The sequence below is a fragment of the Mesorhizobium sp. M0715 genome (assembly GCF_040320355.1).
GTDB lineage: Bacteria > Pseudomonadota > Alphaproteobacteria > Rhizobiales > Rhizobiaceae > Mesorhizobium.
Map to the genome: position 1 here is coordinate 25,873 of NZ_JAMYPL010000024.1, position 11,786 is coordinate 37,658.

Below are 11,786 nucleotides of genomic sequence, written 5' to 3' on the forward strand. Positions count from 1 at the left end.
TTGCCGGATCGAACCCCGGATAGGCGATGCCCGTGACATCTGGGTGAACGAAGCCGGCTAGCGGATCTCTGGTTTGAGCATGATCTTCCCCGAAAACCGGCTTCCACTTTTCGGGATCATGCTCGCAAAATGCTCGCGTCAGATGCGTTTCGAGAGCCTGCGGAACCACGCCATGGCCGGCATCTCAATGAGGCGCCAAGTGATCCAGGAGGCGGCAATGGTGGCGGCGAGCATGACGACGATCGCCACCGCTCCCGTCCAGCCGGCGCCGAAGCCGGTCGCAGGCTGGCCGCGCAGCATAAAGTCGCCGATCAGACCGAGGCCAAGCTTGCGCTCGACGAGCCCGGCGACGTTGATCATGCGCGCCTGGACGAAGATGTGGACCATGTAGATCGAGTAGGACAGCGCGCCGAGCGTCAGCATGAACGGCGCCCTCAGCAAAGCGCTGATCCAGCCGCCTTCATGGGCGAACAGAAACAGCGCCAGCGCGAACACCAGGGGTGCCGCGATGCCGAAATCATTGCCGCCGGCCAGCGAAACGAAAAGCACGATGACGGCCACCATGACGATCTCGGCAAGGGTCCAGTCCATCCGCGGGCCATTCCTGGCGAGGACCTGTCGCGCCCCTGCAATGGAATCATGCTGAAACCAGGCCAGCAAGGCGCCGAGCGAGAAGCCGTACAGGCAGCGGATGAAGCCGAAATCGAAGGACACATCCATATGATGGGTCGAGAAGCCGAGCAGGAACAGCGGCGCGGTGACGGCGGCGGCGACGAACCATATCCAGGCGCGCGCGCCGGCGACGAAGACCACGCCGGCAAACAAGAGATAGGCGAAGAACTCGGCGGAAATGCTCCAGCTTGGCGCATTCCAGGTCAATTGATCCTCGAAGCCGACACCTTGCAGCAGCAGAAGATTGGCAAGCAGACTCCCAGGGTCGAAGCCTCCGGTGAAGGGCGCAGCCCCGGTGCCGTGCAATTGCGGCAGCATCAGCCGCAGCAGCTCGAAGCCGGCGAAGGCGGCAAGCATGAGAAGGTGCAGTGGGTAGATACGGCCGAAACGGACCAGGGCGAAACGCGCGACCTGTTCCGGCTGGTTCAGCCGATCGCCGTAGCTGCTGGCGATGACAAAACCGGAAAGGACGAAGAAGAAGTCGACGAAAAGGTAGGACGAACCGATGAAGGCGCTTTGCGAAATCGTCGAAGCGGTCGGAAAGTGAAACAGCGCCACCAGAAGCGCGCAGATGCCACGCCACGAATCGAGCACCAGGAAGCGTTCACCGGCGACCGTGCCGGTGTGGGTCGACGCCGCGGCACGGGTGGGGTTGAGAAACGCGGTCTGCGTCATGATGATACAATCCTGTCTTGCCGTGGCACTCGGGCAGCGCCATTCCGTCTCGCCAAGCTGTGACTGGCATCTTCCGTGCCGGTTCTGTAGTTGTTGCAACCCGATGAAAAACGAGGATCCGTAATGGCGAACAACAACATCGACAACGCCTTCACCGCCCGTTCCAAAACGGGCGCCGCGTTCGAGCCGACCTATTCCGGCGCGCTGTCGTTCATGCGGCGCAAATACACCAAGGACGTGAAGGGCGCGGATGCTGTGGTATGGGGTATTCCCTTCGATGCCGCCGTCACCAACCGGCCGGGCGCCCGCTTCGGGCCGCAGGCCATCCGCCGCGCCTCGGCGATCCTCGACAACGACCCGCAATATCCGTTTTCACGCGATCTGTTCGAGCATCTGGCGGTCGTCGACTATGGCGATTGCCTGCTCGATTCGGGCAATCACCAGAAGACCCCCGGCACGATCGAGCGCGAAGCGGCCAAGATCCTCAAATCCGGCGCCTTCCTGCTGACGCTGGGCGGCGACCATTTCGTCACCTGGCCGCTGCTCAAGGCGCATGCCGCCATCCATGGTCCGCTCGCACTGGTGCAGTTCGACGCCCATCAGGATACCTGGCCGGACGACGGCAAGCGCATCGACCACGGATCCTTCGTTGGCCGTGCCGTCAAGGAAGGCATCATCGATCCCGACCGTTCGATCCAGATCGGCATCCGCACCCATGCGCCCGACACGTTCGGCATCAAGATCCTCCATGGCCATGAAATCGAGGAGATGCGGGCGTCCGATATCGCCTACGCCATCGTCGACCGCACCGGCGGCAAGAAGACCTATCTCACCTTCGACATCGACTGCCTCGATCCGGCCTATGCGCCGGGAACCGGCACGCCGGTCGCCGGCGGACCGTCCTCGGCGAAAATCCTGTCAACGCTGCGCCAGCTCAACCAGATCGATATTGTCGGCGCCGATGTCGTAGAGGTTGCGCCGGCCTATGATCACGCCGATATAACGGCGATCGCCGGCTCGATGGTGGCTATGCAATATCTCGGCCTGCTGGCTGAGCGAAAGGCCCGGCTTGAAGAGTTGAACAACGGCAACCAAAATGGTGCCGCAGTGATTCAAGGTCAGGGCATATAGTCTTGAAATATCAAGGAATTTGATCAACCCATGAAACCGAAAATCTTCATCGACGGCGAACACGGCACCACAGGCCTGCAGATCAGGGCGCTGCTTACCGAGCGCAGTGATCTGGAGATCATTTCCATCCCGACCGAACGCCGCAAGGAAACGGCGGCACGCGCCGAGTTCCTCAACGCCGCCGATGTCGCGATCCTGTGCCTGCCCGACGACGCGGCGAAGGAAAGCGTCTCGCTGATCGCCAACGACACCACCAAAGTCATCGATGCGTCGACCGCGCATCGCGTGGCGGAAGGCTGGGCGTATGGTTTCGCCGAGATGGACAAGGACCAGGCAAAGGCGATCGCCTCGGCAAAACGCGTCGCCAATCCAGGCTGCTGGCCGCAGGGACCGATCGCGACGTTGCGGCCCCTCGTCACCGCCGGCTTGCTGCCGGCGGATTTCCCGATCACCGTCAACGGCATTTCGGGCTATTCGGGCGGCGGACGGCCGATGATCGAGGACTATATCGCCAAGGGCGAGGACGCCTCGGAATTCCTGCCCTACGGCCTCACCCTTCAGCACAAGCACGTGCCGGAATTGAGGGCCTATGCCAGGCTGTCGCATGATCCGATCATGCAGCCGGCGGTCGGCAATTTCGCGCAAGGCATGATCACCGTCGTACCGTTGCAGCTTGGCGGCCTCGACCATGTGCCGACCGGTGCGGAACTGCATGCGGCGATTGCCGACCATTTCGCCGCTATCAAGGGCGGCGTGGTCGAGGTGGCGCCCTATGCGCATTCGGAGCGCATGCCGGAGATCGATCCCGAGGTCTACAACGGCACCAACCGGATGAAGGTCTATGTCTTCGCCAATGACAAACGGGCGCAGGCCCTGCTGCTGGCGGTCTACGACAATCTCGGCAAGGGTGCCTCGGGCGCCGCCGTGCAGAACATGGATCTGATGCTCGGCCTCTGATGGACACGCCCGCCTTTCCGGCGCGCTGGAAAGTCAGCGCACCCGAACTCATTGCCGAGACCTTTTCGAGCCGCATCTGGAAGGTTTTGCGCGCAGACGGCTCGCCGGCGATCGTCAAGGCGCTCAAGCCTTTCGACGACGTCGCCGACGAGTTGCGCGGCGAGCATTATCTCGCCTGGCGACGCGGCGAAGGCGCGGTGCGCCTGCTCGGCCGCGACGGCCACAGCATGCTGCTCGAATATGCCGGTGAGACCTTGTTGGAGCAGGTGCTCGACCAACAGGGCGACAACGCCGCCACCGAAATCGCGGCCGAGGTGATGGCGAAACTATTTTCACAGGGGAAAGACCCCTTCCCGCCCGAGCTTCAGCCGCTCCGGGAACGGTTTTCAAGCCTGTTCAAGAAGGCGACAATCGACCGCGATTCGGGCCATGACAGCCTCTATGTCGAGGCCGCCATCATCGCCGATCGACTGCTGGCCAATCCGCACGATATCAGGCCCCTGCACGGCGACCTGCATCACGAAAACATCCTGCACGGGCCGCGCGGCTGGCTGGCGATCGATCCGAAGGGCGTTCTCGGCGACCCCGGCTTCGACGCCGCGAACATGTTCTACAACCCGCTCGACCGGGACGAGCTTTGCCTCGATCCGGAGCGGATCGCGCATATGGCCGAGATCTTCGCCAAAACACTGGGCCAGACGCCACCAGCCGTCCTTGATCATGCCATCGCCTATGGTTGCCTGTCGGCTGCCTGGCATCATGAGGACGACAATGAGGTCGAGGAGAGCCGCGAATTGTCGATCGCCGAGGCGATCCGGGCGGTGCGGGCAAGCTTCTGATCGCGGGCTGCGGCGCGGTAATCGCTTGTTCACAGCGATGGGCTACTGACTGGCCTCGGCTCCACTTCGGGATTTGTCATGGTCAGCGCGATTTCGGGTTCCTCCCAGGCAGCCCAGTATTCCTCGTCGAGTTCCTCGAGCAATGCAGCCCAGGAGGCCGCGCTCGAAAAGCAGATCCAGGACCTGGAAGACCAGGCCAAGGCGATCACGGATCAGGTAAAGGCTGCCCAGGTGCAGCAGGATATCGCCGTGGCCCAGGCCAGGCTCGATGCGCTCAAGGCCGCCGACAAGGTAGCCAAAGCCGCTCAGGACCAGTCCGCGCCGTCCGTCGCGGCGTTGCGGCAGGCGGAATTCGATGGCGAGAAGACGACATCTACAAACGAATTCTGGATGTAGTTGGCCGATCGGTTCGAGGTCAGGCCCTGCGTGCGATTTCGTGCGGCAAGGGATAGGCGCCCTTGGTGCCGCGCCAATGGGCGGCTGCAAACCCCAGGACTATGAGCGCAAATCCCTGATGGGTCAGCGCCATATGCAGCGGCACATGCATCAGCAGCGTGCCGATGCCGATCGAGGCCTGCACCAGCACAGCCAAGAACAGCAGCGTCGCGCGGCGCGCATGCGTTGTTTCAGGCAGCCGCCGGCGCGTGGCGATCACGTGCCACAACGCCACGACGAATACCGTGTAGGCGCCAAGCCGATGGACGAACTGCACCGTCTTTGGGCTCTCGAAAAAATTGCGCCATGCCGGCTCGAGGATCAGCAGATCGCCCGGGATGATCTTGCCGTCCATCAACGGCCAGGTGTTGTAGCTCAAGCCCGCGTCGAGCCCGGCGACCAGGCCGCCGAGATAGATCTGGATCAGCGCCAGCAGCACGATGAAGCCGGCCAGCCTCTGCGTCGATCCATCGGCGGCAGGCTCGGAATGCGGCGCCAGTCCGCGCGCGACCACCATGGTGGCGGTGAAGATCAGCGCGGCAAGCGTCAGGTGGGTCGCCAGCCGGTACTGGCTGACGGAGACGCGGTCGACCAATCCTGAAGCCACCATCCACCAGCCGATGGCGCCCTGCAGGCCGCCGAGCAGGAGAATGCCCACGAGTTTCGGGCCCAGGCCGCGCTCGATGCGGCGCGTCGCCCAGAAAACCAGCAGCGGCAATGCAAAGACCAGACCGACGCTGCGCGCCAGGATGCGGTGCGCCCATTCCCACCAGAAGATCGACTTGAAGGCCTCGATGCTCATGCCCTTGTTGAGCTCGGCATATTGCGGGATCTGCTGGTAGAGCTGGAATTCCTCTTGCCACTCGGCGTCGTTGAGCGGCGGGATCACGCCGTGGATCGGTTTCCACTGCGTAATCGACAGGCCGGAATCGGTCAGCCTGGTGGCGCCGCCGACCAGCACCAGCGCAAACAGCACCAGAAGCACCACATAGAGCCAGCCGCGCAGCAGCGCCCGGTTATGCAGGTCGCGGTCGCGGGCAACGTATGGCGCGGCAGCTGATATGGCAGCCATGATCTTGTCCCGGCAGGTTGATTTGGCGGATTGGTGGACCATCGCACCCGTGCTGGCAAGACCATACGGCGCGGCACGCCGTCGCGCCGCGTCTCACCGGTTGCACAGTCTCGCCTCAAGGCCTATGCGAGGCCAATACCCCTTGAGCCGGCCAGGCCGCCTGTGCGAATTCCGGCATGCTCGATCAGGAGACCACCATGCCCCTGCGCCTGAAAAAGCTGATCGGAATGTTTCTGCTGGTGGCGCTGGTCATTGTCTATGCGCTGGTCGCATCGATCTTCGCGGTCGCCCGGCTGTCGGAGTCGGGTCCGTGGGTGCATTTCCTTTTTTTCTTGCTCAGCGGCCTGCTCTGGGTGCTGCCGGCGATGGGCATCATCAAGTGGCTGATGCTGGAGCCGAGAGCCAAGCGCTAGGCGAAAACGCCAGCGTCAGATGGTGACGACCATCTTGCCGGCGTTGGCGAGCGGCGTCGTCACGCCCGACAGCATGGTGCGGATGTGGGCGAGGCTCTGGTAGCGGCCGTTGACGGAGATGCGCGGCAAGGCGTGCAGGAACCCGGCATGCTCGGCGCGCAGCACGCCGTGGCGCGTCGTCACGGCGGAGGTATAGCCGGCGTCGCGGGCAAAGCCCACTTCGCGGCAGCCGACGGCGCTGGCATAGCCATAGGGATAAGCGAAATGGCGGGGCATTTCGCCCAGTTCGGCCTGCAACATGGCGCGCACGGCGCCAACCTCGTGCCGGGCATCGGCTTCGGAGAGCCGCTTCAGGTTGCTGTGGTTGATCGTATGGGCGCCGATCGTCACCAGCGGATGCGCGGCGATGCGACGGATTTCATCCCAGCTCATCAATGTGCGCAAGCGTGGGCCGTCGGCGTCGATGCCGTTTGCGCGAGCCAGGTCACGCAACACGGCCTGCAGGTCCTCCTCGCGGACTTCCGAGGTGAGATAGGCGTGCAGGCGTGCATTGGCCTGCAATTTCTTCGCGGGGGTCGAGCAATCGATCGTCAGCGGACCCTTCGGCCGCGTCAGCGTCAAGGTATCGCGCGCGTTGACGATGTCCTCGACTACATCCCACCACAGGTCGGCTGTGCCGTTGATCAGCCCGGGCGCGACATAGATGGTGATCGGCGCGCCGTGCTTCTCGAGCACCGGCAGCGCCTCGACCATGTTGTCGCGATAGGCATCGTCGGCGGTGATCGTGGCAAACTGACCGCCTTTGCCGCCCACCTTGATGCACTCCACCGCTTCGTCCATGGAGACGAAGGCATAGCCATGCGCCTTCATGTCGGCGATCATGGCGTCAAGGAAGCCGGGCGCGATATTCAGGTGCCGGTTGACGCCGTCCGGCTTTTCCGGCGTCGCGGTAACACGGTGCAGCATAAGGATGGCGCCAATGCCGCCGATGAACGGCTTGGCCAGCGGTGCGAGGCCGGTATAGCGGGCGACGTTCAGCGCCAGTTTCCGGATTGCCTCCCCGCCGTCGATCATTCATTCACCTTTTGCGCCTAGGCTGATCCAAGCACGGAATGCGCCTATGCGACCCCCCAAATCGCGATCAATACGCCCTAAGGATTGAGGTATGGTTGACGCAACTGCGTCATTTGACGGCAATCGGCTTGCGGCGACCGAGGCATCGTCGCGCGCCTTGCCACGGGACCATGCCGGCCTGTCGATTTCAGTGGCGTCCACGGATGGACTCGCGGCCTATGCCGAGTTCTGCCGCTCGGCTCTGTTTGGGCCGGCGCAGAGTGCTGCCTGGATCCTGAACTGGGCGGCCGAGACACGACCGGACCTGCTCGTCGCGACGCTGAGTGCCGAGGGCAAACCGGTTTTTTCGCTGGCGCTGGAAGTTTCCTCCAAGGGGCCGTTCCGGATCGCCCGCTTCATGGGTGGGCGCCACGCCAACGGCAACTTCGTCGCCGCGGACCCGAACTGGCTGGCCAAGGCGGATATACCGGCCCTCCGATCGGTACTGGCGGCCATCGCCAAGGCACGCCCGGACATCGATCTGGTCGCGCTCGAGCGGTTGCTGCCCGATCTCGACGGCGTCGCCAATCCGCTCGCATCGCTCGACCATTTTTCCAGCCCCAATCTGTCGCTGGCCGTCGATCTCGCCGGCGGCTTCGATGCGCTGCTTTCCCGCGCGAGCGGCAAACGCAAACGCAAGAAGCACCGGTCGCAGATCCGGAAATTCGAGGCCGTAGGCAGCTATCGGCGCATCGAGGCCCGCACCCCCGACGAGGTGGACACGCTGCTCGACGCCTTCTTCGAGATGAAGGAGCTCCGCTTCCGCAAGATGGGCATCGCCAATGTTTTTGGCGACGCGCAGGTACGCGGCTTCTTCCGCGCGCTGTTCATGCAGGCGCTTGCCGAGGACAAGCCTTCGTTCGTGCTGCACGGACTTGAGGTTGCCGGCAAGCTGCGCGCCATCACCGGTTCAAGCCGCTCGGGCAAACGCCTGATCTGCGAATTCGGAGCGATCGCCGAGGACGATCTCGGGCACGCCAGCCCCGGCGACTTCCTGTTCTTCGACAACATCCAGGAAGCCTGCGAGACCGGTTTCGAGGTCTATGACTTTTCGGTCGGAGATGAGCCTTACAAGCGGCTGTGGTGCGATATCGAAACGCGGCATTTCGAAGTGTTGGTCCCGTTGACCGTGAAGGGCCGCATGCTGGCGCTGACGCTTCGGCAAGGCGCGCGGCTGAAAGCCTTCGTCAAGAACAGCCCGGTGATCTGGAAGCTGACCAAGGTGCTGCGCCGCAAAGCCGCCGGCCAGGCAGCGCCCTCGGAAGAAGATAGCTGACACCATGAAGCCGATCATCCGCACACTGTCCCTGCAGGAACTGGCGCTTCTCGTCGACTGGGCGGCCGCGGAAGGCTGGAACCCAGGTCTTGAAGACCCGGCGATGCTCCAGGCGGCGGACCCCGAAGGCTTCATCGGCGCCTTTGTCGGCGACGACATGGCCGCGGCAATTTCGGCCGTGGCCTATGGAAGCGAATTCGGTTTCATCGGCCTCTACATCTCCCGGCCTGACATGCGCGGCATGGGCTACGGCAAGACAGTGTGGGACGCCGGCATGAAAAGGCTCGCTGGCCGGACCGTCGGCCTTGACGGCGTCGTCGAGCAGCAGGCCAATTACCGGCGCAAGGGCTTCGCACCGGCCTACGAGACCATCCGCTTCACCGGGCGCAAGGCAGGCCCGGCGGTCAGGGACGATGGGTTGCGGATGATTACGACGCAGCTCCTGTCCGATGTCATCGCCTATGACTCCTATTGTTTTCCGGCGCCCCGAGGCACCTTTCTGAAGCGATGGCTGCAGGAACCGCATCATGGGCTGGCGGCGATCGGTTCGCGCGGCGTGACCGGCTTTGGTGTGGCGCGCCGCTGTCGATCCGGCTTCAAGATCGGCCCGCTGTTTGCCGACGACATGGAAACCGCTTTGCAACTCCTGGAGGGACTGGCCGGTGCCTGTGAGGGCGGCGAGCTGCACATCGACGTCCCCGCCGATAACACCGGCTTCATAACTGCGCTCGATGCGGCCGGATTTGCGCCGACCTTCACCACCACGCGCATGTACAAAGGTCCTGCCCCGGAACTGGACCTGCAAAGGGTGTTCGGCGTAACGACTCTGGAACTGGGATAGATCGGGCGAACCGCTGAGCGGCTCCGCCAAACGATCCGCGGCTCTCTCAGGCGGCGGCAGTGCGCCGTCCGGGCACCGGATTGCCGGGCGGTTCGTGGCCGAGCGGCGTCACCAGCGTCAGGTCGGGATAGCCGTTCTCGATCAGCTTGACCGCAGCCTGCGTCACCTCATCGTCGGCCTCCAGCATGGAGAGAAAGACCTCGGTGGCGTCGCCAGTCAGACGGCCGATGCCTTGCGCGTCGGCCGGTCCGCACTCGACCACGACCAGATCGTAGGCTGTCGTCAGCGACTGCATGATGATCGGCAGCCGGTCGGCGGCACGCATGGCACGAACCGGATCGGCGGTGCCGACCGGAATGACGTGACAGTCCGAGTACAGATCGGCATGGATGACGTCGCTGAACTGCGCTTCCGAAGCGAGCAGGTTGGTAATGCCCGGGAAAAGGCCGCTGTCCAGCATCGGCCGCGAGGCGGCCCCCGATGCGGTGAGGTCCAGCAACAGCACGCGCAGGCCGGCGTCGGCGACCTCGCGCGCCACCAGGATCGCGGATGCAGCCGCCTCGTCGCCTTCCGGCGAGACGAATATGGCGCGCGCCGCACCGCTGGAGATCAGCTTTTCGGCAGCCTTCTCGATATCGATCTCGCCCAGGGTGGAACGCGCCGGTTCGGGCTCGACAACCGTTTGCTCTGTCGCCGCCGTATCGGGCATTGCGACCACATCCGGCGCCTCGGCCATGGCCGGCATCGCGGCGGCATAGGGCTCCGCATCTGCTTCATCCGCAAGGTCAGGCAGCTCCTGGCGAACGACGGGTTCCTGCAGGATGGCAGGCTCGTGGCGGACAAAAGGCTTGGCGACCGGCGGCTGCGCCACATGGGGCATCGCGACCTCATCGATCCGTTCGAAACGGGAACCGCTCGCCGGCCGCATCGCGCGGCCTGAAAACAGCTCCCGCAGAAGCGTCACGATGGCCATGATGAGCAGCGATGCGGCGAAAGCCGCGCCGACGATCGGCCCGACCTTCGGGAAATAGGCCTCGGAGGGAACAGAAGCCTTCGAGGCGATCCGGGCGTCGACCGGCAGATAGTTGCGATCCTGGCGCGATGCCGCTTCGCGGTAGTTGGTCAGGTAGAGCTCGAGTTGCTGTCGCTTGGCGGTCGCGTCGCGCTGCAGTGCGTCGAGATCGACCTGCTGTTCGCCGGCCTGCGCCGAAGCGGCTTTCAACGTGTTGACGTCGGCGACAAGCTGGTTCTCGCGGGCCTTTGCGGTCTCGGCCTGCATCAACAGGCCTTTCATGATCTTCTGGGCCTCGCTGCGGATCTGCGCGTCGAGATCGGACAGTTGCGATTTCAGCGCGCGAATGCGCGGATGATTGCCAAGCAGTGTCGTCGACAGATCGGCGATGTTGGAGCGCAATTCGACCTGTCGCTCACGCAAGCGCTGGATCAGGTCCGATGACAGAACCTCCGGCACGGCATCCAGCGAACCGCCATTCTGCAGCGCCCTGCGCACACCGTCGGCGGTCGCTTCCGCAGCGGCGCGGTTGGCGCGCACTTTCGACAGTTCGCTCGACAGTTCTGAAAGCTGCTGGGTGGCCAGCACCGAATTGTTGCCACCCATCAGAAGATCGGACTGGGCGCGATAAGCGGCGACCTTCGCCTCGGCATCCTTGACCTGCCGCTGCAGGTCGGCGATTTCCGGCGCCAGGAAGTCCGCCGCGGCGCTGTTCGATTCGAGCTTGGCCGCCCCTTGCCCCGCTATATAGGCGGCGGCGATCGCGTCTGGTATGGCGGCCGCGAGCTTGGGATCTTCCGATGAGAACTCGATGGCAATGATGCGGGTCTTCTCGACGCCATAGACGTTGAGCTTCTCGTGCATTTTCTTGAGCACGCGCTCTTCCGTCGGAATTTCCATCGGGTCGCTTTTCAGGCCGACCAGGACCAGAGCGCGGCTCAGCGCCGACATGTCGAGCGCTTCATTGAACTCGGGCAGTTTTTCCAGACCGAGCTTTTGCGAGACCTGCTTGAGGATTTCGTTGGAGGAAATGATCTGGACCTGGGTGGCGACGCCCTGTTCGTCGAGAATAGGCTTGTCGGTGTCGTTGTTGTTGCTGGCCGGCCGCGTGTAGATGGATTCGCGCGGCGCGATCTCCACCTGCGTCTCGGCTTTGTAGTGCCGGGTTGCCAGCGAGGCGAAAGCGAAGGCCAGCCCGGTTGCCAACAGGACGACGAGGACTATACGCAGCCAGTTCCTCGCCAGGCTGGCGAAGAGCTGCCTGAGATCGACATCGACATCTGCGGCCGCGGACTGAACGGACATGCATCCCTACTCCGATACTGGGTCAGCACGCACCGTAAACAACTA

11 protein-coding genes are annotated in these 11,786 nt (G+C 63.6%); 7 read left to right on the top strand and 4 right to left on the bottom strand.

The features are described from left to right. Positions 1-138: 138 nt before the first annotated feature. Entirely contained in the window at positions 139-1,347 is a 1,209-nt protein-coding gene (locus tag NKI21_RS24770; protein WP_352867735.1) for an acyltransferase family protein, read from the bottom strand. A 123-nt stretch (positions 1,348-1,470) separates the two neighbouring features. On the opposite strand from NKI21_RS24770, the gene speB reads away from it, so the two are divergent. The 4 genes from speB to NKI21_RS24790 all read left to right on the top strand — a co-directional run bounded on the left by speB (position 1,471) and on the right by NKI21_RS24790 (position 4,670). After that, positions 1,471-2,478 carry an agmatinase gene (gene speB, locus NKI21_RS24775; protein ID WP_352867738.1) on the top strand — a complete coding sequence of 336 codons (1,008 nt, stop codon included), beginning with the start codon at positions 1,471-1,473 and terminating at the stop codon, positions 2,476-2,478. A gap of 30 nt (positions 2,479-2,508) precedes the next feature. Beyond that, positions 2,509-3,435 carry an N-acetyl-gamma-glutamyl-phosphate reductase gene (gene argC / locus NKI21_RS24780; protein ID WP_352867741.1) on the top strand — a complete coding sequence of 309 codons (927 nt, stop codon included), beginning with the start codon at positions 2,509-2,511 and terminating at the stop codon, positions 3,433-3,435. Beyond that, the gene (locus NKI21_RS24785; protein WP_352677836.1) at positions 3,432-4,274 is read left to right on the top strand and encodes an aminoglycoside phosphotransferase family protein; all 843 of its coding nucleotides are present in this window, start codon (positions 3,432-3,434) and stop codon (positions 4,272-4,274) included. Before argC ends, NKI21_RS24785 begins: the two co-directional genes overlap by 4 nt. Positions 4,275-4,352: 78 nt before the next feature. Further along, positions 4,353-4,670: a hypothetical protein gene (locus tag NKI21_RS24790; protein ID WP_352867743.1), complete on the top strand. Its 318-nt coding sequence runs from the start codon at positions 4,353-4,355 to the stop codon at positions 4,668-4,670. Positions 4,671-4,689: 19 nt separating this feature from the next. On the opposite strand, the gene NKI21_RS24795 is transcribed toward NKI21_RS24790, so the two are convergent. After that, a complete protein-coding gene (locus NKI21_RS24795) occupies positions 4,690-5,781 on the bottom strand; it encodes a COX15/CtaA family protein (protein WP_128305459.1) in 1,092 nt (363 codons plus the stop codon). Between the two features lie 197 nt (positions 5,782-5,978). Between NKI21_RS24795 and NKI21_RS24800 the strand changes: the two genes are divergently transcribed. Beyond that, entirely contained in the window at positions 5,979-6,194 is a 216-nt protein-coding gene (locus NKI21_RS24800) for a DUF2842 domain-containing protein (RefSeq protein WP_023810263.1), read from the top strand. Between the two features lie 15 nt (positions 6,195-6,209). Here NKI21_RS24800 and NKI21_RS24805 read toward each other — a convergent pair whose 3' ends face one another. Further along, entirely contained in the window at positions 6,210-7,268 is a 1,059-nt protein-coding gene (locus tag NKI21_RS24805) for a polysaccharide deacetylase family protein (RefSeq protein WP_352629813.1), read from the bottom strand. 91 nt (positions 7,269-7,359) lie between these two features. Between NKI21_RS24805 and NKI21_RS24810 the strand changes: the two genes are divergently transcribed. After that, positions 7,360-8,583 (top strand): GNAT family N-acetyltransferase, encoded by a 1,224-nt coding sequence (locus tag NKI21_RS24810; RefSeq protein ID WP_352867748.1) that lies wholly within the window; start codon positions 7,360-7,362, stop codon positions 8,581-8,583. A gap of 4 nt (positions 8,584-8,587) precedes the next feature. Continuing rightward, positions 8,588-9,424: a GNAT family N-acetyltransferase gene (locus NKI21_RS24815; protein ID WP_352629809.1), complete on the top strand. Its 837-nt coding sequence runs from the start codon at positions 8,588-8,590 to the stop codon at positions 9,422-9,424. A gap of 46 nt (positions 9,425-9,470) precedes the next feature. Here the strand turns inward: NKI21_RS24815 and NKI21_RS24820 are convergent, their stop codons facing one another. Next, positions 9,471-11,741, bottom strand: coding sequence for a GumC family protein (locus NKI21_RS24820; protein ID WP_352629807.1), 2,271 nt, complete (start codon positions 11,739-11,741; stop codon positions 9,471-9,473). Between the last annotated feature and the right edge of the window lie 45 nt (positions 11,742-11,786).